The organism is Roseimicrobium sp. ORNL1 (assembly GCF_011044495.1).
In the GTDB taxonomy this organism is placed as follows: Bacteria; Verrucomicrobiota; Verrucomicrobiia; order Verrucomicrobiales; family Verrucomicrobiaceae; genus Roseimicrobium.
In genome coordinates this window covers 5,114,245-5,139,229 of sequence record NZ_CP049143.1, presented here as the reverse complement: position 1 = coordinate 5,139,229, position 24,985 = coordinate 5,114,245, and the positions used below count along the sequence as shown (strand labels likewise).

17 protein-coding genes are annotated in these 24,985 nt (G+C 60.6%); 12 read left to right on the top strand and 5 right to left on the bottom strand.

What is annotated here, in order from left to right:
- Positions 1-10: 10 nt before the first annotated feature.
- From G5S37_RS20810 to G5S37_RS20790, 5 genes are all read left to right on the top strand, one after another.
- Positions 11-2,095, top strand: a complete 2,085-nt coding sequence (locus G5S37_RS20810; protein WP_165206364.1) for a hypothetical protein — start codon at positions 11-13, stop codon at positions 2,093-2,095.
- A gap of 51 nt (positions 2,096-2,146) precedes the next feature.
- The gene (locus tag G5S37_RS20805; protein ID WP_165206363.1) at positions 2,147-2,671 is read left to right on the top strand and encodes a hypothetical protein; all 525 of its coding nucleotides are present in this window, start codon (positions 2,147-2,149) and stop codon (positions 2,669-2,671) included.
- A gap of 50 nt (positions 2,672-2,721) precedes the next feature.
- Positions 2,722-4,473 (top strand): sulfatase-like hydrolase/transferase, encoded by a 1,752-nt coding sequence (locus G5S37_RS20800; RefSeq protein ID WP_165206362.1) that lies wholly within the window; start codon positions 2,722-2,724, stop codon positions 4,471-4,473.
- Positions 4,474-4,766: 293 nt separating this feature from the next.
- Complete coding sequence (locus tag G5S37_RS20795; protein ID WP_165206361.1) at positions 4,767-6,326, top strand: type IV secretion system DNA-binding domain-containing protein; 1,560 nt, start codon at positions 4,767-4,769, stop codon at positions 6,324-6,326.
- A gap of 224 nt (positions 6,327-6,550) precedes the next feature.
- On the top strand, positions 6,551-6,979 hold the full coding sequence (locus G5S37_RS20790) for a cyclic nucleotide-binding domain-containing protein (protein ID WP_165206360.1): 429 nt from the start codon (positions 6,551-6,553) through the stop codon (positions 6,977-6,979).
- A 419-nt stretch (positions 6,980-7,398) separates the two neighbouring features.
- Here G5S37_RS20790 and G5S37_RS20785 read toward each other — a convergent pair whose 3' ends face one another.
- Both G5S37_RS20785 and G5S37_RS20780 read right to left on the bottom strand, forming a co-directional pair.
- The gene (locus G5S37_RS20785; RefSeq protein ID WP_165206359.1) at positions 7,399-9,813 is read right to left on the bottom strand and encodes a serine/threonine-protein kinase; all 2,415 of its coding nucleotides are present in this window, start codon (positions 9,811-9,813) and stop codon (positions 7,399-7,401) included.
- A 44-nt stretch (positions 9,814-9,857) separates the two neighbouring features.
- Positions 9,858-10,559, bottom strand: a complete 702-nt coding sequence (locus G5S37_RS20780) for an ECF-type sigma factor (RefSeq protein ID WP_165206358.1) — start codon at positions 10,557-10,559, stop codon at positions 9,858-9,860.
- 404 nt (positions 10,560-10,963) lie between these two features.
- Here G5S37_RS20780 and G5S37_RS20775 point away from each other — a divergent pair, with 404 nt between their 5' ends.
- From G5S37_RS20775 to G5S37_RS20755, 5 genes are all read left to right on the top strand, one after another.
- On the top strand, positions 10,964-11,674 hold the full coding sequence (locus tag G5S37_RS20775) for a response regulator transcription factor (RefSeq protein ID WP_165206357.1): 711 nt from the start codon (positions 10,964-10,966) through the stop codon (positions 11,672-11,674).
- 154 nt (positions 11,675-11,828) lie between these two features.
- A complete protein-coding gene (locus G5S37_RS20770) occupies positions 11,829-13,766 on the top strand; it encodes a sulfatase-like hydrolase/transferase (RefSeq protein WP_165206356.1) in 1,938 nt (645 codons plus the stop codon).
- Positions 13,767-13,806: 40 nt separating this feature from the next.
- Entirely contained in the window at positions 13,807-14,958 is a 1,152-nt protein-coding gene (locus G5S37_RS20765; RefSeq protein WP_206026082.1) for an anaerobic sulfatase maturase, read from the top strand.
- A gap of 47 nt (positions 14,959-15,005) precedes the next feature.
- The gene (locus tag G5S37_RS20760; protein WP_165206354.1) at positions 15,006-16,223 is read left to right on the top strand and encodes a TIGR02597 family protein; all 1,218 of its coding nucleotides are present in this window, start codon (positions 15,006-15,008) and stop codon (positions 16,221-16,223) included.
- Positions 16,224-16,232: 9 nt separating this feature from the next.
- The gene (locus G5S37_RS20755; RefSeq protein WP_165206353.1) at positions 16,233-16,877 is read left to right on the top strand and encodes a PEP-CTERM sorting domain-containing protein; all 645 of its coding nucleotides are present in this window, start codon (positions 16,233-16,235) and stop codon (positions 16,875-16,877) included.
- A 19-nt stretch (positions 16,878-16,896) separates the two neighbouring features.
- On the opposite strand, the gene G5S37_RS20750 is transcribed toward G5S37_RS20755, so the two are convergent.
- Entirely contained in the window at positions 16,897-17,541 is a 645-nt protein-coding gene (locus tag G5S37_RS20750) for an arylesterase (protein WP_206026081.1), read from the bottom strand.
- Here G5S37_RS20750 and G5S37_RS20745 point away from each other — a divergent pair.
- On the top strand, positions 17,535-18,260 hold the full coding sequence (locus G5S37_RS20745; protein ID WP_165206351.1) for an ABC transporter ATP-binding protein: 726 nt from the start codon (positions 17,535-17,537) through the stop codon (positions 18,258-18,260). The two genes, G5S37_RS20750 and G5S37_RS20745, sit on opposite strands and share 7 nt — an antisense overlap.
- Positions 18,250-20,796, top strand: a complete 2,547-nt coding sequence (locus tag G5S37_RS20740; RefSeq protein WP_165206350.1) for an FtsX-like permease family protein — start codon at positions 18,250-18,252, stop codon at positions 20,794-20,796. The genes G5S37_RS20745 and G5S37_RS20740 overlap by 11 nt, the downstream gene beginning before the upstream one ends.
- A gap of 111 nt (positions 20,797-20,907) precedes the next feature.
- Here G5S37_RS20740 and G5S37_RS20735 read toward each other — a convergent pair whose 3' ends face one another.
- Both G5S37_RS20735 and G5S37_RS20730 read right to left on the bottom strand, forming a co-directional pair.
- Positions 20,908-23,091 (bottom strand): HlyD family efflux transporter periplasmic adaptor subunit, encoded by a 2,184-nt coding sequence (locus G5S37_RS20735; protein ID WP_165206349.1) that lies wholly within the window; start codon positions 23,089-23,091, stop codon positions 20,908-20,910.
- A gap of 11 nt (positions 23,092-23,102) precedes the next feature.
- Positions 23,103-24,971, bottom strand: a complete 1,869-nt coding sequence (locus G5S37_RS20730) for an efflux RND transporter periplasmic adaptor subunit (RefSeq protein ID WP_165206348.1) — start codon at positions 24,969-24,971, stop codon at positions 23,103-23,105.
- Positions 24,972-24,985: the final 14 nt, after the last annotated feature.

Here is a 24,985-nt window from a genome sequence, read left to right as displayed (position 1 = left end):
TTCCAGCACTATGGCAGAAGACGGCGGCGAAATGTTCACGGGGACGATGAAGTCGGTCGCGAGGGATATCTTTGCCCTCATCAAGACGATTGTCGAAGAGCGGCGCCGGCGGGAGCGTGAGCTGCAGGCTCAGAAGATGGCAGAAAGAAAGGAGCAGACTGCCAGGGAGCGGGAGGCTGAAATTCGCAAGGAAGAGCGCGAGTTCATGAAGGCTGAGAATGACAAGATGCGCGCGGAAATGCGCGACATTCTCAAGGCCCACGGGATGGAGACTTCTGACAAGAATGTCGAGCTCGCGCAGGACGTTGCGGACAAGATGTTGGAAAACGAGACCCAGATTGAGTCCAACTTGTCTGAGATCGAGGCCGGTCAGTTGACGATCGATGAGAACCTGAAGGCCATCGAAGGCAACAAGACCACGATCGCCAGCAACAAGCTCACCATCGAAGGCAACACCACCACGATCGAAGGCAACAAGAAAACGATCAAGGAGAACGAGGACAAGGTCCAAGAGAACGAGGCCAAGATCAAAGAGAACGAGACCGCGATCACGGAGAACAACACCAAGATCGAAGAGACTGAGAAGGCGATCGAGGATAACCTGACTGAGGCCCGGAAGATCGAGGAAACGATCAGTGCGAACGATGAGAGGATGGGAAAGATCCAGTCCGAGATCACCACCAATCAGAAACAGATCGAAGGTAACGACGCCAAGATCAAAGGCAACGAAGATGCCATTGGCAAGCTTGATAAGCAGATCAAGGAGCTTGGCGACAATCCCGATCCCAACAAGCTCAAAGGGCTTGAGGCGCAGAAGGCCGAACTGGAGAAAGCGAACACCGCGCTCAGGCAGGAGAACACCAGTCTGAAGGAGAAGAACGGCGCTCTGGCGCTGGAGAAGGACGGGCTGGGGAAGAAGAATGACGAGCTGGCAGGGAAGAGCATCGACCTGGGGGAGAAGCATACTGCTCTGACGCAGGAGAAGGAAGGGCTGGTGCAGAAGCGCGACGATCTGACGCAGGCGAATGTTGAGCTGGGCAAAGCGAACACCAAGCTGAAGGAGGACAATACCGGTCTGACGGAAAAGAACACCGAGCTTGCGAAACAGAACACCAAGCTCACGCAGGAGAACATCGGCCTCACGGAAAAGAACAAGCAGCTGACGGGGATCAATACCGGTCTGACGGAAGATGCAGCAAAACTGCGGGAAGCAAATGCCAAGCTTGAGGCTGACAACGTGATGCTCAAGAACGGCAGGGGCCTGGAGCAGCTGAAGCAGGACGAGAGCATCAAGAACAATCTCGCGAAACAGATCGAACAGGTGGAATCGAGCATTGGCCGCCACCAGAAGTACATTGATCAGTGCAACAAGGACCTGAAGAAGATTGGCGAGGAACAGGATAAGATTCTTGCTTCCGACAAGCCCGACATGGCGAAGTGGGAGAAGCTGCAGGCTTCCAAGGAAGAGGTCTTGAACGAGAAGATTCTTACTGAGAAAAGTCTTTCCCAGAGGGAAGGGCAGCTCAAGGACTTGAAGCAAGGCAAGAGCCTGGAGCAGCTTGAAAAAGTAGACGCTCTGGAGAGCCGCATTGCCCAGGCCAAAGAGCAAATGGCCGGACAGGACAAGGTCATCAAAGGCTACCAGACCAATCAAAAGACGCTCGAGGACCAGCAAAAGAAGCTCAACAAGGAACTTGATGAGCTTCCGAAAAACAAAAGTACCAACAAGCCGGAGGGTCCCGAGGCTGAGCGTCTCAAGAAGGAGATCGCGGAGCTCGAGCAACAACAGAAGGCCAACCAAGAAAAGCTCAAGGCGCTGGAACAGCAGAAGCAGGACATGGGGAAAGGTGTCGCGAAACTCGAGAAAGAGGTCGATGGCGTGTACCAAGGTCTCGAAAGCGCCCCTCAACAGAGCCAAAGCCAGGGCCCGAGCCAAGGCCCGGGCGTCGGACAGAAAGGGCCGTCCAGTGGTGTGGGTGGTGGAGAAAGGACCTATCGCCCTGGTTCGGTGGGTGAGTCCCTTCAGAAGGAAGGCTACAAGATTAGACAGGGACCCAAGCTCGGCCAGGGCGTGGGCGTTGGCGGTGTAAAGTAGTGACCGGCAGGTCCCATTGACAGTGGTTGGTGAAGTCTGGAGTTATGGATCATGCCTAGCGTACGTGATACCCTGAAGAGCATGCTCGCTGGCCGGAAAGGCCAGCAGGAGCAGCAGCAGGGTGTGCAGCAAGGCGAAGGCGGTCCGGACCCTGAGGCCGCGCGCTTGAAGGATGAGAGCCAGGGGCAGGGGCAGGATTTGATTGCTGAACGCCTCAAGATGGTCGCGGAGCAGCGTGTGGCCCTCGCGCAGGCAGAAATCAAAAAGCAGGAACAGATGCTCCAGCAAATGCAGGATCAGTTGAAGGAACTGACCAAGCAGGGCCTGCCTGTGGGGAACCTCGCGGACGACATCGACCAAGCGACCAAGCGTCTCAACGAATCCAAGGCTTCATTCTCCCGGGCGAATGAAGCCAAACAGAACATCGATCTCACCCGAAGCCTGCGACAGGATTCGACAGACAGCAGCACGGAGATTGGCAGCGAGAAGGTCCGTGAAAAACTGGGAGGTCCCCCAGGCGGGACGAAGGTCGAGGGCCAGGGTCAGGGCCCGCGTACGCCTGGAATGCGGAGATGATTTCCATACTCCCGGTCGGAACCTCGCTGGCTGTCGTTAACGCACATCGCATGATTGCATTCCTCAAGAAGAGCATCGAACACGACAAACGGTGTCTTCCGGGTGTGGTGATGGCGGTGCTGTTCTTGTCACTGCCGAATCTGGTGGTGGTTTTCTGGCCGCGTGTGGAGAAGTATCATGTGGAGGGCTTCTGGCTGGGAGTGGGCATCCTGCTGGCACCCTGTGTGTTTTTCGTGAGTGCGCGCACGGCATTGCGCTTGTGGGTTCCGCTGGCGGCTTTCATCCCCGCGCTCATCGCCTATCAGCTGGTGGCAGGCGCCCCGATGCGGGAGTGGGCACTGGTGGTCTTGAGCGAGACGAACTGGAGCGAGCTGGAGCGGTTCTGGGTGCCGGCGGTGCTGGCAGTGTTGGCGGCGCCACTGGCGGTGTGGTTTCTCTGGTGGTTTACCGGACGCTACATCCCGGAGGGGCATCGGCTGGGGTGGCTCGCGCGGAGTGTCATCCTGCTGTGCCTGGTCGTCATTCCACTTGGCCAGGTGGTGTTTGGAGACAAGGCCTTGGACACTCAGGTGGCCATGAAGCGGCTGGGCACGACGTTCCCGGCCAACCTGCCGTTTTCCGCCTGGCGTGCGTGGAAGATACGCGCGGACTTCGCCGGGAGGCCAGCCCTGCAGGAGCAGATCCACGCGCGTTCAGAGCCGATTGGTACACGTGAAGTCTATGTGCTGGTCCTTGGGGAGTCGGCTAGGTTCGACAGCCTGCAGATTCACGGCTACCCCCGGGAAACGACTCCCTTGCTGGCGAAGATGACGGGCGTGCTGAGTTTCCGGGATGTCATCGCTCCGGCGCCGATTACCACCATGAGCATTCCGCTGCTGGTGACTCCCGCTTCTCCGGAGAACCTGCAGCAAACGGCTTCCCTGCCCAGTGTGGTGACGATCTTTCGTCGTGCGGGGTTTCACACGGCGTGGTACTCCACGCAGCGGCAGCACGGGATGTATGACACGGCCTCCTCCATCTTTGCGCGGGATGCTGATGAGTCCCGTTTCCTGAGCGGCACGTTTGCTCCCGGGAGAGAGCGCCTTCCCTCGGAGCACGATGGGGCACTGCTCCAGCCCTTGCGCGACCTGCTGGCGGGCGGACACGAGCGGCTGTTCATCGTGCTGCACACCATGGGCAGCCACCAGAACTATGCGGACCGCTATCCTCCGGAGTTCAACCATTTCCCGGCGCAGCGGCTGGACATTGCTTCGCGTCCCTTTGTGCGGGCGCTGACCGAGGACCAGCGCCAGAACCTGACGAATGCATACGACAATTCCATTCGTTATACGGACTGGTTTCTGACCCAGGTGATCGATGTGCTGGCGAAGGCGGATGCCGTTTCTTATATGATCTATATCTCCGACCACGGGCAGAATAGGGGAGACGCGGAGACGCTGCCTTTCGCTCATGGGAATGTCACGCCGGACGTCATGCACGTGCCCATGCTGGTGTGGTTGTCGCCAGCGTATCGGGCGCTCCGGCGCGAGCGCGTGGCCAGTCTTGAATCTCACGTAAGCACGCCCTTTACCGGGTCCGCCCTTTTTCACACGGTGGTGGATGCTGCGGCACTCCAGTGCGCGGCACTGGAGCCCCGCTTGGGTGCCGCCAATGCGCAGTTCCACCCGGGCCCCAGGCTCTTGAGGGACATGAGAGGTGACATTCTGGACTACGACAAGCTGCCGATGATTGCGAAGAGCAGCAATCCTCCCGCCACCGCCGGTACCAGTCCCAGCACCACGGTCACCACTTCCCAACGATGATGACACCCTTCTCCACTTGTCTTTCCCAGCCTCCCGCCAGAGGGAGGAGTGGCCCTGTCGCGTCTTATGCCCGACTGATTTTTTCCAGCAGGTTCTTGCCGGATTTCACCGATGGCTCCATGATGGACTCTCTCCCCATGCCGGACGCAGCTTCCCACCCCGCGGCATCGAACTACCAGGCACTCAGGACACCGCAGCAAAACAACAGGCGCGCGGTGGAATAGAACCGGCTGGTCATTGTTTGTGTTTTTTCTCAACTCACGTTAGCAACTCGCGTCTTCACTGAATATCCCATGTTAGCCCTCCTCCGTCTCATCATCGCCGCCGGTATCGCCATTGCTGGCCTTTGGTACACGCAGCAGTTTGAAGGTTACAGCGGTGTCATGGAGGGGAAGTCCACACTTGTCCGGCACAAGGAGACGCGGGAGATCGTGGGCGTGGGGCAGCCGGTGGGCGTGGCGGGGGGAGGCATCCTTCTCGCGCTGGTCGTGCTGCTGTGGAATCCCAAGTTCTTCAGCAAGGAGGAGTATATTGTCCGGTACAAGCACCTGAAGTGGAAGCCCGGTGAGTTCACGCGTCACTGGCTCATCACGGGAGATACGGGCGTCGGCAAGACGACCTCTGGATTCAATCCGCTGCTGCACCAGATTAGCGTGGCGCGGCCGAACTGGGGTGGGCTGGTGCTGGGTGCAAAGGGGGATGAGCACTTTACCGCGATTGAGCATGCCAAGGGGCACGGCAGGCCGGAGGCCATCTGCGTGCTGGAAGTGCGTCCCGAGCGTGGGATGACGGACTGGAAGCCGAAGCAGCGCTACAACCTCATCTCAGACAAGCGGCTCCCGTACAACACGCATGCCAAGAACCTGGTGGACACCGGCGCGTCCGTGACGGGTGGTGAGCAGAGCTCCTTCTTCAAGCCGGCGGCGCAACAGGCCATCACTTCTGCCTGCGAACTGCTGGAGACGCTGGGCAAGCCGGTAAACCTCAAGCGCGTGTACATGGTCCTCTGCGACAAGGGCACCATGGAGAACCTCTTTGAGGAGTTGCTCGATGCGGATTCCAATGACGACCGCATCCGGCTGGCCAAGTATTTCGACCAGACGTTCCTCTCTGCAGCAGCGGCGGAACAGAAGGAAGGTATCATCGGCACCATCAAGGTGTACCTCGGCTTCTTCATGGATGCCGATGTGGCGGAGGTCTTCTGCTCGGATGAGCCCAACACCATCGAGATTTCGGATGTGGACAAGGGGCGTGTGCTTTGTACCGCGATGCCCCAGACCTTCCAGACGGAGCGCCGCTACATCAACACCTACATCAAGCTGCTGTTCTACACGCACGCGATGATGCGGTTCGACAAGCCGAAGGCGCAACGAAAGAATGAGAACCTGCTGCTGGCGGTGCTGGACGAATTCCAGGCCCTGGCCACGGCGAATGAAGACGGTATTTCCGACCACAACGTGATTGACCGTCTGCGTGCCGCCAATTGCTGCCTCATCCTGGGCATGCAGTCGGATGCGTCCCTGTTCCCCGTGCTGACGAAGGAAAAGGCCCAGGTGCTCACGCTGAACTGCCGCTCGCGTATTGCCTTCCGCCAGCCGGACCCTGAGGGTGCGCTGGCCGTGGCGGAGTTCATTGCCAAAATCGAGAAAAAGAAGGTGTCCAAGAGTGCCGGCCTGTTTGGCAGCAATGCCAGCAAGACCGTGAACAAGGAGTGGGACTACGAAGTGCAGCCGGGCGAACTCATGAAGATGGGTGATGCCACCGCGTGGATTGTGCACCCCTCCAAGGACAAGGTGAAGATGCGCATCCCACCCATGGACGGCGCGGGCAAGATTCCGGACTGGTGGAAGTAAGAGGAGGGGGCAGTGCTCTCTTCGAGAGGCTGCGCTTTCTCACGTGGGTTTTCCCCACGGTGATGCGTGCTATGAAATGCTTCGCCACAACGTAACTGGCGGAGCCGGTTGCCGTATTGATGATTGGAGTAGATGCAGTTCGAGGAACGCTTCCGTCATAAAAATCGGCGTGAAGTGATCCAAAGCTGGATTACTCTCGTGAACCAATCCAAGAGAAGACACCCATGGCCTCCCTTTCCCCTTTGCTTAGTAATTTCCCCCCGGAAGACGTCGCACAACTCTCGATTTTTGGAGAGGCCCGGCACTACGTTGCGGGCGAGGTCATCATCGAGGAGAATGAAGTGAACCACTACCTCTACCTCATCCTCAAGGGCACGGTGGAGGTGAGCAAGAAGGGTGACCGCGGGAATCGCACCATCGCAGAGATCACCCAGACGGGCTCGATTGGAGAGATGAGCATTTTTGACCCCGGTCCCTCCAGCGCCACGGTGAAGGCGGTGACGGATGTCGAAGTCTGGCGCGCGACCCGGGAGAACCTGGAGCGCATGCACGAGGTGCGCCCCAAGGTGGCGTACCGTCTGGTCACCCGCATTTGCGAAGTGCTGGCAAGGCGCCTGCGTCAGTTGAACCAGAAGTACGTGGATATTGTGTAGTGCTGCCGAGGCGAGGCGGGTGGCGGGCTGCATGGGATTCAACACAGAGACACGGAGACTGAGAAGGTAGGAGTGAGTGCGTGGGCCAAGGAGTGGGGACATTCTTCTCCCCATGGAGGCGCGAACGGAGTCATTGGAGGTAGAACGTCCCCAGTGGTGAAAGGACGCCTCGCAGGGAGCGGCACTAGCCTAGTGCCGGCGGTAGGCAAATAGGGTGCGGAGCCTTTCTCTTCGAAGCTGTAAGGACGTTTCCAAGCTGCTCGCGTGACGACGCTGCATATGACGGCACTAGGCTAGTGCCGCTCCCTGCGAAGCAGTCGCCTCGTTTACACGAAGGGAGCTATTGAGAGCTTCAAGATGTAGTTCGTACTTCCATGGGGACAGGAATGTCCCCATTCCGTGATTCGCTGCCTCCGCAATCAAGGAAGCGGCTGGGAGAATTCATAGATAAACACGGCGCCGGTGGCGGTGTCCATGTCGGCGGGGTCCATGGATTCGGCCATGCCGCTTGAATTCGGCGCGCCGACGACGACCCATTGGGGCGTGAGGGAAAGGCTGTAGCCGAAACTGGCAGCGCCGCTGCGTGCGGTGGCGGGAATGTAGAGGCGCCTTTCCCAAGCCGCGCCTGCGTCCGCACCTTCGCCTTCCTCCCGGTGAAAGAGGCTCACGGCACCCCGGTGCGCCTCTGCCACCACGCCATGATCCGCTCCCGCGGCGAGCCAGTTGCCGGACAGGGATACCGACTTGCCAAATTCACCTGAGCCTTGAGCCTCTTCCGGACGGAGATAGGTTTCGTGGACCAGGCTGCCTGTGGTAGCATCCCGGCGCAGGACCCAGACGAGTCCGGTAAGATGATTCCACTTGGGACTGCCGGCGACCACCAGGGCATCCGAGGCGGCGACGCTTTGAAAATTTCCGGGAGGCGGAGTGCCGGTGTTGACCATGGGGCCGGTGAGAGGCTGGCTCTGCCAGGTGCCCTGCTTCTGCGAGACATGGAGGAGGGTTGGGAAGTCGGAGCCCTTGGGGCGAAGGCAGGTGACGAATTCTCCGGCGTTGATGAGGGCCGCATCCGTTGAAGAGGAGAGGTGGCTGAGGCCGGTCAATTCCGTGTGGCCGGCAGTGAGGGCGCCTGCTTGCGGAGAGTAGAGGTGGACTTTGGTGGAGGGGGATTCCGTATTGAAGCCAGACTGAGATTCGATGGCCAGATAGCGATCCTTACACGCGAGGACCGCGACGCCCAGTGCGGAAGATTCCAGCAAGGGAAGCTCATTTCCCGAAGGGCGCCACCGTCCCGAGGGCTCGTGGAATTCATAGGTATCGACCGTGCTGGAGCCGGTCTCGATCTTGGGGTGGCGCGGGGAGCCGACCACCAGTCGTCCGCTGCAGAGCGCTACCTCGTGGCCGAAGCGACTGCCGAGTCCGGGGTGGGGATTGGCGAGGCGCTGCTTCAGGGACCAGGTGCCCGCGTCATCGCGCTTGTAGAGGTAGACGGCGCCGAGGTCGCGGGAATTCTTGGAGGTGTCATTGGGCGCGCCAATGGCCACCCAGTCTTCCCTGGCGCAGACGCTGCGTCCGAAGAGGCTGCCTTTCGAGAGAGCGGGTGGCTGAATGCGAATCTCGCGAGTGATGGTCGGCCCTTTGTCATCTGCGGTGGGCGTGATGTGCAGGGCGGTCACCCCTCCGTCGGGAAGAGCAACCTCGGCGGCATCCGCTTTCTTGGAGCCGGGCATTTCGAGCCAGTCCCGCACATACCACGCGCCCATGATGCCCATGACGAGGGACAGGGAGATGGCCAGAGCCATTTCCAGGCGCTGCTTCCAGCGTGTGGCGTTGCGGGCCTCCTTCTGCTCTTCCAGGAGCACGGGGTCCACGTCTTCCCGGATGGCCTGGACATCATTGCTGAATTCCTCAATCTCCTGGTACCGTTTGGCGGGCTCTTCCTGCAGCGCACGCAGCACCACCTTGTCGAGCCGCTTGTCCATCTTCTCCTTCTGCGACGGCGGACGGAAGATGCCGATGGGCAGCTCGCCGGTGAGCATCTGGTATAGCATGACGCCCAAGCTGTAGATGTCCGCCCGGTTGTCCTCGTCTCCGCGCCCGTTGGCCTGCTCTGGTGCGGTGTAGTGGGGCGTGCCGACGGCCCAGCCCTGCTTCGTGATGGCCAGGGTGTCCTTGTCCGACATGCGGGTGAGCCGGGCGAGGCCGAAGTCGGCGACCTTGATGCGGCCGTGCCGGTCGATGAGGACATTGCCCGGCTTGATGTCCCGGTGCACAAAGCCTGCCTCATGCGCGTGACTCAGCGCGGCGCAGATGTCATGCACAATGGTGAGCGCGGTGGGGACATCCAGGCGATGGTGCGCCATGAGATCCGCGAGGTCCGCGCCATCCACCATCTCCATGACGAGATAGCAGTGGTTGGAACGGGTGCGGCCGAAACTGTAGAGCGTGACAATGTTGGGATGATTGAGCTGCGCCATGACGCAGGCCTCGCGGGTGAAGCGCTCCACGAAGGCCGCGTCATTCTTCACATTGTGCAGGAGCTTGATGGCCACGTGGCGGTTCAGCACGCGTTCGCGCGCCTTCCACACCACTCCCATGCCCCCTTTGCCCAGCCGCTCCACGAGTTCGAAGTTTGGCAGCTCGGCGGCAAGTTCATCGTCCTCCAGGGTGGTGGCCAGGCCCCGGATGGTGGGGGGAGGGACGTCGTCGTCTTCGTCCTCCGGCGGGCTTTCAAAACGCGAGTCATGCATGCCCAGCAGCAGGCAGCGTGGACAAAGCCCGCCGGGAACCACGGCGGGGTCGTAGCTGAAGTCACACTTGCTACAGGTTGCCATGATCGCCGCGTCGGGAGAGTGCGTCGACTTCGACTGGCGCTGGCTCAGTTGCCCAGCGCATTGAGGAGCTCACGCAGTTCCGCGTCCACATCCGCCGGGTCACTCACCGTCTCAGCCACTTCCCAGCGCAGGAGTTCGCCAAACTTTTTGCGCATGCGGAATACGGCCTGCTTCACCGCATTCTCGTTCATGCCGATTTTTGCTCCGGCCTCGGCGTAGCTGAAGTCGGTGCTCTGCCATTCGAGCGCGCCCTTGAGCGCCTCGTAGATTTCTTCCTTGCCGCGGCTGGCGTAGTTGGCCCGCAGCGCCTCCATGACGCGGGCCAGCAGGGTGAGCACCCAGCGCCGCTCGAAGATGCGCTCGGGGGTCATGTCATGGGAGAGTTCCTTGATATGGTGGTGCTCCTCCTCCTCTTGATCGAGGGACACGTGGTGCCGGCCCCCGCCGCGCTTGGCAGCGGAGCGCTTGTCCCACTGGTCAATGAGGTAGCGCTCGAAGGACGCACGAAGGAAGGAACGGAGGCGCCCCCGGTCTTGGTTCACACTCAGCATGGACCCGCGGGTGATGAGCATCTCGTAAAAGCCCTGCACGGCATCATCCACATCCGAAAGGGGCTCACCTCTGCCCAAGGCGAAGGCGCGGAGAGGGTCCCAGTAGATTTTCATCAGTTCCCCGAGTGCGACCTTGGCTTTCTGGTCGTCCTTCTCCTTCACCTTTTGCACCAGGCTCCAGCGGGTTTCTGGCATGCTTTTCCCACCTTGGAGTGCCACCGGCTTTTCGGCGACCTGGGAGAGAGCAGTTTCGGCTTCTGTCTTTGTCATACGAGGTACCCGTGGGATGGCTTAAGATTCGACTTATAAGGGAAACTGGTACGTGATGCAAACCTTGCGCCAAAATTGGTGCAATTGGGTTTCCCCATCCTCATCTCGCCGCCCAAAAGGGACGTTTCGGACACATCATCACCTGTCCAAACCGTGCTGTCAGCGGAATGTTGCATTATGCAATGAATTCGAGGGTGGTGGTGGAGGAACGATGCCTTCGATTTTGTCCGAGGCGTTTCCGGACCGGGATGCTCGACTCAATGGGCTCAGTGATGCACGCGGCAGGTGCCTGAGGGGCGACTCAGTAGTTGTCCTGACTCCGTCGCTCCATGGCTCAAGAAGACATTGCTCAAAACTTTGAGGCGCCCCAGAAGTGTCTCAAGGTACTCGTCGTCGATGATCATCCCGCCTTCCGGTTTGGCATCATCCGCCTGCTGAAACAGATGGACGGGGTGGTGGCGTGCGGCGAAGCCGGGGATGGCTTCGAGGCGCTGGAAGTCTTCCGAAAGCAGCAGCCTGACATCGTGCTGATGGATATCTCCCTGCCGGGTCGTGATGGCGTGGAGCTCACCAAGATGATGCTGAGCGAGGACCCCAAGCTCACGGTGCTGATGGTCTCCATGCATGACGAGACGAACTACGCCCTGCGCGCCCTGCGTGCCGGTGCGAAGGGATACCTGCGCAAGGACGAAAGCCTCACCGAACTCGGCGCGGCACTGGCGCGCGTGACCAACAACGGGCTCTATGTCAGCCAGCGCTTCAGTGACCGGCTGATTTTTAAAGCCATCCACTCGGGTGAAGAACTGGGTGATGCGTATCTGCGCCTCCTGTCCGACCGCGAGCTGGAAGTCTTCCGCGCCATCGGCCAGGGACTGGGCACCCGCGAGATTGCCGACCGCCTTTGCCTGAGTGTCAAAACCATTGAGACCCATCGCGCGCACATCAAGCGCAAGCTCAGGGTGGGGGACAGCAATGAAATCGTGAAGCTGGCCCGTGACATGCAGAGCATGCGGGAAGATGTGGCGGCGGGACAGGCGTAGGGTGTCAATCATCCGCGGGAACACCGACATGGTCGTGCCGTATCGACCGCATTCGCCAACAGCTTCGCAGGCATTTCGCGGAGCGGATGGGTGTTTTCTTCAGTCTTGGGCTTAAGATTGGACGCCTGCCGCGGTCTCTGCTTTTCTGCGTCTCATGGCCAACCCCGATCCCAACAGGCGCCAGTTTCTGAAGCAACTTTCTGCTGCCATGGTGGGCACGCAGTTCTTTGGTGTGGTGACCCAGCAAACGGCTCAAGGCGCGCAACTGCCTTCGCCGATGAATCTCATGCTGATTCTGACGGATCAGGAGCGGCCACCCATGTGGATCCCTGCTGGTTGGGAAGCGGCCAATTTGCCAAATACGACGCGGCTGAAGAATAACGGGTTGACGTTTACCCATGCGTTCTGCGCTACGGCCATGTGTACTCCGTCGCGGAATTCGTTATTCACCGGGCTGTTCCCAGCGCAGCATCATGCGCACTCCACGCTGACGGAGGACTATCAGCAGTCGCCGATCGAGCCACAGCTTGATCCTTCCCTGCCCAACCTGGCGACATGTCTCATGGAAGCGGGCTATGATGTGATCTACAAGGGCAAGTGGCACATGAGCCATGGGATCCATGGAGTGGACGGTACTTGGATCGAAGATGATCTCAGCCGGTACGGGTTCAGCGGTTGGGACGCGCCAGATGCAGGTGGTGATACGGCCATCACGAACTTCGGCGGCGGCACGGCGAATCATGACCAGCGCTTCATCAGTGACGCGAAGGCCTTCCTGGAAAACCGAATCCAGAATCCGACGGGCCGGCCGTTTTGCCTGGTGGTTTCACTGATCAATCCCCACGATGTGCTGGCCTATCCCGGGCTCCCGCTAGGCGGCACTGGAACACCCGCTTACATTGAAGGCGGCTATGATGATAGCTGGCTGGTGCCAACGGTGCCGCCTCTGACGCTTCCGCCAACGGTGAATGAAAACCTGGCCACGAACTACAAGCCAACGGCACATGCGGCGATCAAGGCGGTGATGGCTGGGGGCCTGGGTATCGTCGCCACGCCGCAGGTGCAGCAGAACTACCTGAACTTCTACGGCAACCTCATGAAGAAGGTGGATGGCCAGATCGGAGAGTTGCTGGCGACGTTTGATAACCTCGGAGCGGCGGGAACGGACGCCCTGAATGACACGTTGATCATCCGCACGTCCGATCACGGTGAGAATGGGATGTGCCATGGCGCCTTGCGGCAGAAGACGTTCGTGACGTATGACGAGGTGCTGCGTGTGCCGTTGATTTGGTCGAATCCCGTGCTCTATCCAACGGCACAAAGCACCAATGCCATGGTGTCACATGTGGACCTTTTGCCGACACTCTGCGCACTGACTGGCGTGCCGAACTGGCAGACGAAAAACTTCGCGGGGATCGACTACAGCAGCATCGTGCTCAATCCCGCGGCTCCTCCGGTGCAGGACTATATTCTTTTCACCTTCGACGATATCTATGCGGCGGCGGATGCGGCCACCTTTCCCAATGGGGCGGTCCCGCCGCCGAACCGCATTCGCATGGTCCGTTCCCAGGATTACAAATATGCGCGTTATTTCGATGGCGCCGGTGCGGTGGCGGATCAGCAGGAGTTCTACGATCTGCGACCGGATGGCGGCGACTACAACGCGTTCTTTGGACTGCCACTGGAGGTGAATAACATTTCGGAGTGGGCTGAGGCGCAACGCGTCACTGACGGAGGCAGCCTGCAGGCCACACCCGAGCAAGAAGCGGCGCGCACGACCTTGATGGGCCAACTCGCAACCCTGGAGACGACGCGCCTGGCGCCCCGGTCCTTCGCGCCTTCTATTGCTCCAGAGCAGACGAAGTTTGAAATCAAACGCTGGACCGACCCGACACTTGGCGAGCAGGCAGAGGTGCAGATCACCTTTCTATCGCGCATTAATACCAATTACCAGATGCAAAAGTCCACCGACCTCGTGCTATGGGCGAATGTCGGTTCCGTGGTCATCGGTAACAACGGACCCGTGCTGATGAGTGATGCCTTTCAGGGGGGGAAGGCGTTTTACCGCGTGCAGTGGGCATCGGCGAGCTAGTGTTGAGATCGCGCTTTCAATGTCCAGTCCCTTTCACGTCATGGCCAAGCCCTCCGGGGCGAAGTGCAATCTGGACTGCAAGTATTGCTTTTATCTTGAGAAGGAAGGGCTTTATCCGTCTGGCAGCCACCGCATGACGGATGAGGTGCTGGAGGCATATGTGCGTGGCCAGATTGAATCGCAACCGGCGGGGGCGGAAGTCTTGTTTGCGTGGCAGGGCGGTGAGCCCACGCTCATGGGTGTGCCGTTCTTCGAAAAGGCGGTGGCCTTGCAAAAGGAACTCGGCCGCGGGCGCCGGATTGCCAATGCTTTCCAGACCAACGGGGTGCTGTTGGACGATGTCTGGGGAGAGTTTCTGCGGCGTGAGAATTTTCTCGTCGGCCTGAGCATCGACGGACCACGAGACCTTCACGACTTGTACCGCGTGGATAAAGGTGGGAGGCCAACGTTCGACAACGTGTTGCGTGGGCTTGAGGTGCTGAAACGTCATAGGGTGGATTTCAACACGCTGACGGTGGTGCATCGCGAGAGCGCGCGGCGCCCGCTGGAAGTCTATGAATTCCTCAAAAGCGCTGGCTCAACCCATCTGCAATTCATCCCGCTGGTGGAGAGGGTGGGGGAAGGGGAAGTTGCCAGTGATGCCAGCGTGCTTGCGGATGACTGGGGCAGTTTCCTGACTTCGATCTGGGACCAGTGGGTGACGTGCGATGTCGGGAAAGTGTTCGTGCAACTCTTCGATGTGATGCTCGGTGTCTGGATGGGGCAACCCTCCGGTTTGTGTCTCTTTCGAGAGACGTGCGGCGACGCGGTGGCGATGGAGCACAATGGCGATATCTATTCCTGCGATCACTTCGTGACGCCGCGTCATCGGCTCGGCAATCTTTTGGATAAAGGTCTGGGTGACATGGTGCGCGATGCACCGCAGCGACTCTTCGGCACTGCGAAAGTGGACACGCTGCCGCGCTACTGCCGCGAGTGTGAAGTGCGTTTTGCCTGCCACGGCGAGTGTCCGAAGAATCGCTTCATCCGCACCCCGGACGGTGAACCGGGATTGAACTACCTGTGCACCGGCTACAAACACTTTTTTAAACACGCCAACCCTGGTCTGCGTGGGATGGCCTGGCTCGCGATGAATCGCGAATCGCCCGCGAAGATCATGGAGGTGCTGAGCGGGCAGGGTCCATCGGACTAAAGAATTGGATCGCTTGAGAACAGCAACCTTTAACGTACACATCACCCATGGTCCCCTCCCATCGCAATGCCGGCACAGTGATAGCTATGCTGCTGCATCTTGTGGCCGCTCCTTTCGCAGTGAAGGCAGCGGACGGGGTCACGGATCCCATGGGGTACACTGAGGTGGCGCTGGCGGGTAATTCGGACAGCTACTTGTTTGTTCCTTTCAAGCGAACGCCAGCGCTGGTGACGAGTGTGGCTGAAGTCGGTGCCAATGGGCAATATGATGAAGGGGAGCCGTTTGTGGATACTGATGGCGATGGTGTCAGAGATGCCTCGGAATCGTATACGGACACATCCAATGTGCTGACCCTTCCTGAAGGGGTGGTACTTCCGCAGAATCAGTTTGTTTATTTGCAGGGGACGCAGCCCAACACCTACTACGTGTCCTTCAAGAGTGGCAGCAGGGCGGGGATTTTCTGCCCCGTCGTGGCCAATGGTGTGAACACTGTTGTCGTTGATACCATGGGCTATGACCTGTCTGCCATGACCGGGCAAATTGCCATCGAGGTGGTTCCCTATCATACGTTGGGCACGGTGTTCCCGAATGGGCAGGGGATTCACCCGAGCGCCTCGCATTCGGCTTCAGCGAGGCCCACTTCGGTGCTTCTTCCAAACCACACTGTGGCTGGCGAGAATCTCGCGTTTGATCAAGTCTTCTATTACTACTCGGGTTCCGAACCTGGTTGGCGGAAGTCCGGCGTCCCTGATGTGGTGGCAAACGACACGGTGCTGCCGCCTGATTCCTTCTTCATTGTCCGCCACAATAATCCCTCGGGCACGACACTCGTCTTTTCCGGCGACGTCCACGTTGCGAAGTTTGCCACGCCACTGAACACGCTTGCTGCCAATGTGAATCAGGACAATTTCGTGGCGGCTCCGATTCCAGTGGAGATGCGGCTGCGGGATCTCAATCTTATCGAGTCGGGAGCGTTTGTTCCCAGCAGTTCGCATTCCCTGGCCGTCCGGCAGGACATGTTGCTGGTGTGGCACAATGCGTCCTTGGGTTTCAACCGTGCGGCGACTGTCAGCTATTACTACTTTGGCGGCAGTTCTGGCGCCGGTCCTGGCTGGCGCAAGGCTGGAGTGCCTTTGGTGTTGGCGGACAATGATGTGGTGATGTCTTCTTCGCGAGTGTTCGTCATTCGAAAAAAGGCGACTCCGGCGCCTTCTTCATCTTTGTGGGACGTGACGCCACCCTATCTCCCTCTCGAAACTCCCTAGACAATCCTCATGCGTTTACTCTCGGCGCTGACCGCTCTTTTCCTGCTCACGGCTTCCTTGCAAGGCTCGGTATCGTTTTATCTGAACGCAGATCTACTGAAGGATCAGAATGGCAATCCCATTCCGGATTCCAGTCTTGTCATGCTCGTGGTCAGCACGATGGATGGGACCTTCAGTACGATGGGGCCAGGATATGTTCCGCTGGGAAGCTACCTCAGCGACGATGATGTGGTGGTCTATCTCACGGATTTGAGTTTGTCCGGCATTCCCGGTGTTCTGGACGGGGCTACTCCTGAGCTTTTGTTGGAGGACGTCGCCGGCTGGGACGCGGGAGATCCGCTGGCTGTTTATTGGCTGCCGGGAGCGACCTTGGCTCAACCGGAGATCAACGCAGGGGATTCGTACGGGATGTACACGGATAGTGAGGGGCACGACGGCAGCTACCCTTGGGTTACTCCCTTGGATGGCACCTCAGGATGGCAGTTGATGTTCTACACCCAGGACGGCGTGGATTACAGTCCGGGTGCGGAAGCGTTTAATCCAGCCGAAGCGGGACTTGCCTCGCTCGCTGCTGCGCCTGAGCCGACGCGCGGGCTGTTGTTTGTACTGGGTGCGCTGATGATGTGTACGAGGCGCAGACGGCGGTGTTTCTAGAGAGAACCAGGAGCGCCTGTTAGAGCATTCCTTTGAGCTTCGCCCACACGAGCTCCGCGATTTTCTGCTGCCCTTCGGCGGTGGGGTGGATCCTGTCAGCCTGATTCAGTTTTTCATCTCCGCCGACGCCTTCCAGCAGGAATGGCAGGAGTTCGGTCTTCTGAGTCTCCGCTATGTTTGGAAAGATGGCTTTGAAGGACTCGACATATTTCGGCCCCATGTTGTCCGGCATCTGCATGCCCGCGATGAGGATTTTCATCGTGGGATTCTTTGCGCGCGCCTTCTTCACCATATCCGCGAGATTCTGCGCGGTCTGTTCGGGCGATATGCCGCGCAGGCCGTCGTTCCCACCGAGGGCAATCATGAGTACGTCTGCGCCCTTGGCGCCGAGAGCCCAGTCGATTCTTCGCAGACCACCGGCAGTCGTGTCACCGCTGACCCCGGCATTCGTCACTTCGTAGGCCAGGCCTGCGGCATCCACTTTCTTCTGCAGGAGTGCAGGGTATGCCTCCTCACGCTCCAGGCCGAACCCTGCCGTGATGCTATCTCCAAGAACAATCAGCCGTTTCTTTGCGCCGTCCGTAGTCTGTGCTGGCAAAGTGGATACTCCGGCAGCAAACCCTGACATCAGCAGTACAAGCACCAGCCTTCTCGTCCATGTCATCTCAAAGCGTAAGTTCACCGCCCACGGCTGTCAAACCGCCCATCCTGGAGATCCAGGGGCTGACGAAGGTACACCGCACCGCGCGCCACGAACTGACCGTGCTGCGTGACATCCACCTCACCCTCGAAGCCGGTGACACGCTCGCGATTACGGGTCCCTCCGGTAGTGGCAAGACCACTCTGCTGGGACTCTGTGCCGGGCTGGATGATGCGACTTCCGGGTCCATGAAACTCGACGGCCATGCCCTGGAAGCTCTGTCCCAAGATGCCCGCGCCGCCTTGCGCAACCAGCTCGTCGGCTTTGTCTTCCAGAGTTTTCAGCTCATCCCGACACTCTCCGCGCTCGAGAATGTGCTGGTGCCGCTTGAGCTGCGCGGGGAGACTGGCCGCCAGAAAGATGCGGAAGACCTCCTGCGCGAAGTGGGCCTCGGCGACCGTCTCGACCACTATCCCACCCAACTGTCCGGGGGCGAGCAGCAGCGCGTGGCCCTGGCTCGCGCTTTCATCCACCGTCCGAAGATTCTCTTCGCCGATGAGCCCACTGGCAACCTCGACGCGGCCACCAGCGAGCCAATCGTGGAGATGCTGCTCCGCCTCAATCGCGAGGCGGGTACGGCGCTCGTTCTGGTGACGCACGACCCTGGCCTGGCCGCGAAGGCGCGGCGCGTCATCAAGATGAGTGGCGGAACCATCATCTCGGAGGCGGAAAATGCCGTCTGATCCCCGCCCACTTCCAACCAGTCTCGCAGCAGCGCTGCTCCACCCGTGGACGTGGCGCATGGCCTGGCGGGACAGCCGGACTCAGCGCCTGCGTCTGCTCATCTTCTCACTGGCGATCGTCTCCGGCATCGCTGCTCTCGTCGCCATTCACTCGCTGAAGGCCAGTGTGGAAACTGGCATTGAATCACAAGCCAAGGAACTCCTTGGCTCCGACCTTCAGATTTCCTCGCGACGTCCCATCTCAGACGAAGACGCGGACAAGCTTTCGAAGCTCGCGACGCGCACGACTCGTGAGGTTGCCTTTCCTTCGATGATGACCTTTCCGGGAGGGGACGCACGGCTCGTCTATGTCCGCGCGCTGGAGGGCGAGTATCCATTCTATGGAAAAATAGAAACCCTGCCTGCGGAAGCGTGGCAGCGTCTGCCTCATGAGTCTGGCGTCCTGCTGGATCCCGCCATGCTGGAGCAGTTCAAGGTCGCGGTGGGAGATGAGGTCGAGCTGGGCAGCCTCCGGTTGAAGATTCTCGGAGTCATCCACAAGGCACCTCCGCGCGCCAGCCGCTTCAGTGCCTTCGCGCCCGAGGCGTATGTCCGCCTTTCTGACATCCGCCAAAGCGGACTCATCGGGGCGAACAGCATGGTCACCCAGCTCATGCATCTGGAGATGCCTCAAGCACCGCCTTCGAAGAAATTGAAGGAGACCATCCAGCGCGATTTCCCGGAACGAGCCTGGAGGCTTGAAACTCCCGAGGATCGCAGGGATACGCTCGGGGATGCGCTCGAGCTCTTTCAGCGCTATCTCGGGCTTCTCGCGCTGGCATCACTTGCTCTCGGAGCACTCGGGGTTGCGGGAGCGGTGCAGTCGCACATCAACCGTCGCGTTCCCACCATTGCCATCCTGCGGTGCCTGGGAGCTCCGCGACAGCTCGCTTCCGCAGTGTACATCGCCCAGACGGTGGCTTTGGGATTTCTGGGGGCCATCCTTGGTGCGGGCATCGGCATCCTCCTGCAGGTCGGTGTGCTGCGCTGGTTTGGAGGCAGCCTTCCCATCGGCATCGACCCATCGCCGGAATGGGGCATCGTCCTGCGTACCACGCTGGCGGGGTTTGCGGTATGCTGTGGGTTCGCGCTCATTCCGCTGCTGAAAATCCGCCGCGTCTCACCCGCCGCCACACTGCGCAGCGGAGCCGTGCTCCCGGGAGGCAATCTCCGCGTCGTGCCCGTTTACTTGCTGGTCACTGCGTTGCTGGTGTTACTCGCCTTCACTAATGACCCGAACTGGCAGCGCGCGCTCGCGCTCGTTCTCGGGCTTGCCTGTGCCTTTGCTCTGACCGTGGGCGTGGCCACGGTATTGATGGAGAGCGCGCGCCGCATCGTCCAGCCACGCTGGCCCTACCTCTTGCGGCAGGGCGTTTCCAATCTCCACCGTCCCGGCAACCAGACGCTGCTCTTCCTGCTCTCTCTCGGGCTCGGCACGTTTCTCCTGTTGACCATTCTCCTTGTGGGGAATTTGCTCCAGCAGCGTCTCGACGTCACGCTCTCCCGTGAGAATCCCAATCTCTACCTCGTCGATATCCAGGCAGACCAAATCGAGGGCGTCACTGCTTTGGTAAAGAGGCACCACCTTCCCATTTTGGAAGGTGCTCCCATGGTGACCATGCGCGTGCAGGCTATTCGCGGGGTCCCCGTTGGCAAGGTGAAGGGCCTGCCTCGCTGGATCGCGAATCGCGAATTCCGCTCCACGTACCGGGATTACCTCAACTCCAGTGAGACTATCACTGCTGGCGAGTGGCACAAGACCATCCCCGATCCCAGTGGCCCGATTCCGCTCTCTCTCGAGGAGAAGATCGCACAGGACATGCGTGTTAATCTTGGCGACACCATGACCTTGGATGTGCAGGGAGTTTCTTTGGAGGCTCGCGTCACCAGCTTCCGCAAGGTTGATTGGAGCCGGTTTAACTTGAACTTCTTCATGATTTTTCCGCCCGGTGCGCTGGAGGGTGCACCAGGTTTCCATGTGATTACCACCCACGCTCCTGATGCTGCCGCCTCGGGCAATCTGCAAAAGGCGCTGGCCGCGGAATTCGCCAATGTTTCCTGCATCGATCTCGCACAAATTCTCGAGACGGTTCGCAACATGCTCTCGCAGATTTCCCTCGTCGTCACCCTCCTTGGTGGCTTCACCCTCATCGCAGCGCTGCCCATTCTCATTGGCACGCTGCTCAACGGGCGCGATGTCCGCCTTCGTGAGAGCGTCCTGCTGCGCACGCTCGGTGCCTCTGCGAAGCAAGTGCGCACCATCCTCACCATTGAATACGCGACGCTGGGTGTCCTCTCCGCCCTGACTGGCACGTTGCTCGCTACAGGAGCCAATGCCGCCCTCGCCATCTATGTCTTCGAAACATCGCCGTATCCTGATGCGAGTCTGCTCATTGCTGCGTTCTTGATCACGACCGGCATCTCGATCCTCGGGGGGCTCGCTCTCAGTCGTGGTGTCTCAAATCACCCGCCGCTTGAGATTTTGCGCCATACCTGATGGCCGGGGAATCCGCCCGCGTATTGCCAACGGATAGCGGATGAAAGACTCGTGCTACCGCTGGTCACCGCGAAACTATCAGGGAACGGAGGGCCATGACGCTCATCATGATCACGTGCCGCTTTGTCCACCTCCGCTGCCTGAGGTCACACGTTGAATCCATTGGGCCAGGCGACGGTTTGTCTCCGACCACAGGGAGGTGGGGTGGGCATCGCGGAAGCGTACGCGGGCCATTTCGCCGGGGAGGAGGTCGGTGCGTTCGGAGAGATGCACGGTGGCGGCGAAGTAGGGTTCGGCCAGTTCATAGGCGGGGCTGGAGTCGTCTTGACCTTGGGTATGCTCTTCCGCACGGCGCATGGGGAGGGGGCCACCAGCCAGGGCAGTGAGGGCGGGATGCGTGGGCGTGCGGGTGGCGCGGGCCTCCACGCGTGAGACGAGCCCGCTGGCCACGGATTCACGGGCAGGCAGGCGCACTTCACAGGGCTGGTCGATTTTTCCACGGAATGCCGATTCATCCCGCTCGCGCACGGCGAGCTTCACCTCGAACTCACCATCCCGGCCCACGCGCAGGATTTCATCACCTGCATGGGCGAAGACGCCCTGTCGGCGTCCGAGCTGGCGGTTCGTCACGCGTCCGGTGAAGGGCGCACGGATCTGCATGGTGGCGAGGAAGGCTTCGCGTTCCGCGATTTCACGGCGCAGGGCAGCGGTGCGTATCTGCTGGGACTGGAAGGCTGCCATGTCATCGCGCGTGTAGGCGAGTCGTGCGCGGAGCTCCTGCTGGGCGAGGGCGAGCTTGCGCTCCGCGAGTTCGGCAGTGGCTTCGTCATTGGCGAGTTCCACCAGGAGCTGGCCTTCCTGCACGAGGTCGCCATCCTGCACCAGTTCACGCACAATGAAACCGGGGCACTCGGCGTGGAGCACGCGCGTATCCGCGAGTTCCACCACGCCATCACTGCCAATGGTGCGTCGCCACGGGAAGAAGAGCACCGCGCCCGCGAGTGCGAGCAGCAGCGCACTGCGCCACACCAGCGTGAAGACACTGCCCGAGCCACTGCGGATGGCCTTCGTCATCATCGACCAGAAGCGAAGTAGCGGAATGGCGAACCACAAGATGCCGCCCACGATAGCGAGCAGCAAGCCTCCGCCGCGCAGCGCGATGCTGGCTACGAGCAGCAGTCCCACCAGTACGAGTATCTGCCACACCCACGCAGCACATCCATACACGGCGGTGATCCACTCCTCGCGTGTGCGTGGGCGGAGCGGTGTGGCTTGCTTCCCCCCGGTGAGCAGGGCGAGAAAGGCGCGGTGCAGCCACTGGCGTCCCCGTGTGGCGAGGTTCGGTACTTCGAGGAAATCGCTCAGCAGATAATAGCCATCGAAGCGCATCAGCGGATTCGCATTGAAGAAGAGCGTCACCACCGTGCCGATGATCACCATGTGATGCGCCAGTGTGTGGAGAGAGCCCGGCTCCGTGCGTGCCCACACGATGGCGGCCACCGCTGCGAGGAAGAACTCCATGTAAAGTCCTGCCGCGGAAATCATCATGCGCCGCCAGCGTGATGCCAGGCCGATGCTGGCCGTGGCATCCACATAACCCATGGGCACGAAGACCACGAGAATCGCGCCCGCCTCACGCACGGTGGCGCCGTAGTGCTTGCAGAAGAGCCCGTGGGAGAATTCGTGAGCGACCTTCAGCAGTGTCCACGCGAGGAAGATCCACAGCCAGTTGTCGCGGGAGAGCAGCCCTTCGCCATCCGCCTGGAAACGCGGCCACTCCATGGCCACGTGTACGGCACCAGTGATGAGGATGGCCAGCCAGAAGAGCAGACCGGCCCAGCCCAGCAGCGGACGCAGCAGCGGCTCCACGCGGGCGAAGAAGGCATCTGGACGGAAGAGGGGAATCTTGCAGACCAGTGGATTCAGCCACGTGGCAGCAGCACGCGCGACCTGCTCGCGCATCTCGCGGTCGGTATTGCTGCCGCGCACGCTATCGACGGCGAGGAGGTTCTGCTCCTTCAGCCAGTGCACGATTTGCATGGCCTCCGCTTCACTCACCAGGGTGCCACCTTCACGCGCGAGTTGGGCGAGAACACCGGCCACGGTCTTGCGTCCATCCAACGCGCTCACGAAGCGATGCTCCACCAGGCCGATGCGATGAAATCGTGAGGCCGCAGGGTCTTCAATCATGCACACACGCTCACCAGCTTGCTGCTGGATGGAGAAGCGCAAACCCTCACGCAGCCGCGGTCGCAGGGCTCCCGCTTCACGCACCGTGAAGTTTTGCGTGGACATGAGGTGACGTGTTACCAGAAGAGCGAAGTTTCCACCCAATCCCGCAGGCGGTGGCCGAGTATCCAGATGAGCGGGCGGCGGTCACTCTCGATGCTGGCGCGTCCACGCATGCCGGGTCTCAGGTCGGCGGCCTGCTCTGGGGCGATGGCGGCCTCGGCGATGAAAATGTTTTTGCCATCCCGTTGCTCGCTCTGTGGATGGATGCGCACGAGCTGGCTCTCCCAGCGCCCACCACCGAAGGCCTCCAGACGCACACGCACGTCCTGCCCGTGGCGCGCCCGGCCGATTTCACGGTCCGGCACTTCGATTTCCACAATGAGCGAGTCGAGTGGCGCGACCTCCCACAATACCTGGCCACGTGGTACGGGCTGGCCTTCCGCACGGCGCAGGTCGCCGGAGACCACCACGCCCTCCAGCGGTGACTTCACCTGCAGCATGGCCAGCTTCTGCCGCACGAGCTCCAGTTCCTGACCCACGCGCTGCGCTTCGAAGACGGCCATCTGCGCGGCGGCGAAGTCCACGCCTTCCTCGCGAGCACCGCCGGTCATGGAGCGGTCGCGGTCCTTGAGCGCGCGTTCGCGTGCGGCCACGAGCTCGGTTTCCTTCAGCGTGAGTTCACGATTGTCCAGCTCGCCCAGAGCATCACCGGCCTTCACCGCGTCACCGGGGCGCACGAAGCTCTTGCGCAGTTGTCCATCGAAGGGCGCGGCGATGACCTGCTTCACCGTCGGAGCGATGCGGCAGTCCGCGCCGATGCGGTAGTGGAAGGGCCATGCGAGCAGCACGCCCAGACCCACGAGACCCAGCAGCACCGCAGCGCGACGGCCCATGCTCGTGCGCTGCCACAAGCGACCCATGGCGAAGCGCACTGGATTCGGACGCGCGCGCTCCAGCAGGTCAAAGAGTACTGGCACAAAGGGTGTCGCTGCCTCTACCACAGGACTGAGCGTAGGGTCCGGCGTGTGATCCCACTCGAACAGGAGTGCTCCCCGATCACGTGCAAGCGGCACGGTGAGGATGCGTGCCGCGCCGGTCTGCTTTCTCAAGATGTCATGTGCCGCGGTCGCATCCGAGGTGGAGGTGCCGGCGGCGTAGTCTATCGACTTGCCCAGGAGCAATGCCTCCTGCATTGCGGCCTCGCAGGGCTGGTGCGTGGGACTCTTGCGATCGAGCTTGGGCGTGCCGGAGATGGCCGTCATGCGCACGCTGCCGTGCTTGCGCAGTCCGAGGGAAGCGCGTGTGCAGCCGAGGTGCGTGCAGAGCGCATCAAGGCCCATCTGGCATGCCTTGGCAAAGTCCAGCTCCGCACCCGCCTGGCGGAAGACCGCGAGCAGACCGGAGGCAGACTCCAGCACGCGGTACAGTTCCTTCTCCACCGCGCGCTGCTCCTGGTAGAGCAGGTATCCGGTGGAGGCCTGCAAGAGCACCACGAAGGCGGGGATGTCACGCGCATGCGGCGCCACCAGGAGCGCCACGAGCCAGCCGGTCAGGCGACCCTCCCGGTGCACAGGAACGGATAGGGTGTATCCATTTGTACCCAGAGATGGTGCGGGAAGTACCTGCGCGCTGGCAGTGTCCAGTGCCTCGGCCAGCTTCCAGAGGCCGGGGGCTTCCGCTCCGGTGATTTCCATTCTGCCGGAGGCGCTCTTCAGCGGGGGAAGAAAGGCCATCGTACGTGCGGCCAGGAGCGACCGGAGGAACTCCAACAACGGCAGCAGGGGCACCGGATTGCCGGGCGCGCCGGCCTTTTCCGCGAGGGTGGCAAGCTGCTGCTGCAGGCGCTGCGCATCGGCCGATGAGGCATCCCCCTGGCGTGAGACTAGAGGTCCCGCATGCACGACGTGGCCGCGCTTGTTTGGAACCTGTTGGGGTGAGGACATGAGATGGATGAACG

Bases quoted from the DNA above. Each gene is read 5' to 3' on its own strand.
- G5S37_RS20795 (WP_165206361.1), top strand. From the start codon at position 4,767: ATGTTAGCCCTCCTCCGTCTCATCATCGCCGCCGGTATCGCCATTGCT.
- G5S37_RS20775 (WP_165206357.1), top strand. From the start codon at position 10,964: ATGGCTCAAGAAGACATTGCTCAAAACTTTGAGGCGCCCCAGAAGTGT.
- G5S37_RS20780 (WP_165206358.1), bottom strand. From the start codon at position 10,559: ATGCCAGAAACCCGCTGGAGCCTGGTGCAAAAGGTGAAGGAGAAGGAC.
- G5S37_RS20740 (WP_165206350.1), top strand. From the start codon at position 18,250: ATGCCGTCTGATCCCCGCCCACTTCCAACCAGTCTCGCAGCAGCGCTG.
- G5S37_RS20745 (WP_165206351.1), top strand. From the start codon at position 17,535: ATGTCATCTCAAAGCGTAAGTTCACCGCCCACGGCTGTCAAACCGCCC.
- G5S37_RS20800 (WP_165206362.1), top strand. From the start codon at position 2,722: ATGATTGCATTCCTCAAGAAGAGCATCGAACACGACAAACGGTGTCTT.
- G5S37_RS20730 (WP_165206348.1), bottom strand. From the start codon at position 24,971: ATGTCCTCACCCCAACAGGTTCCAAACAAGCGCGGCCACGTCGTGCAT.
- G5S37_RS20755 (WP_165206353.1), top strand. From the start codon at position 16,233: ATGCGTTTACTCTCGGCGCTGACCGCTCTTTTCCTGCTCACGGCTTCC.
- G5S37_RS20735 (WP_165206349.1), bottom strand. From the start codon at position 23,091: ATGTCCACGCAAAACTTCACGGTGCGTGAAGCGGGAGCCCTGCGACCG.
- G5S37_RS20785 (WP_165206359.1), bottom strand. From the start codon at position 9,813: ATGGCAACCTGTAGCAAGTGTGACTTCAGCTACGACCCCGCCGTGGTT.
- G5S37_RS20790 (WP_165206360.1), top strand. From the start codon at position 6,551: ATGGCCTCCCTTTCCCCTTTGCTTAGTAATTTCCCCCCGGAAGACGTC.
- G5S37_RS20805 (WP_165206363.1), top strand. From the start codon at position 2,147: ATGCCTAGCGTACGTGATACCCTGAAGAGCATGCTCGCTGGCCGGAAA.
- G5S37_RS20760 (WP_165206354.1), top strand. From the start codon at position 15,006: ATGGTCCCCTCCCATCGCAATGCCGGCACAGTGATAGCTATGCTGCTG.
- G5S37_RS20810 (WP_165206364.1), top strand. From the start codon at position 11: ATGGCAGAAGACGGCGGCGAAATGTTCACGGGGACGATGAAGTCGGTC.
- G5S37_RS20770 (WP_165206356.1), top strand. From the start codon at position 11,829: ATGGCCAACCCCGATCCCAACAGGCGCCAGTTTCTGAAGCAACTTTCT.
- G5S37_RS20765 (WP_206026082.1), top strand. From the start codon at position 13,807: ATGGCCAAGCCCTCCGGGGCGAAGTGCAATCTGGACTGCAAGTATTGC.
- G5S37_RS20750 (WP_206026081.1), bottom strand. From the start codon at position 17,541: ATGACATGGACGAGAAGGCTGGTGCTTGTACTGCTGATGTCAGGGTTT.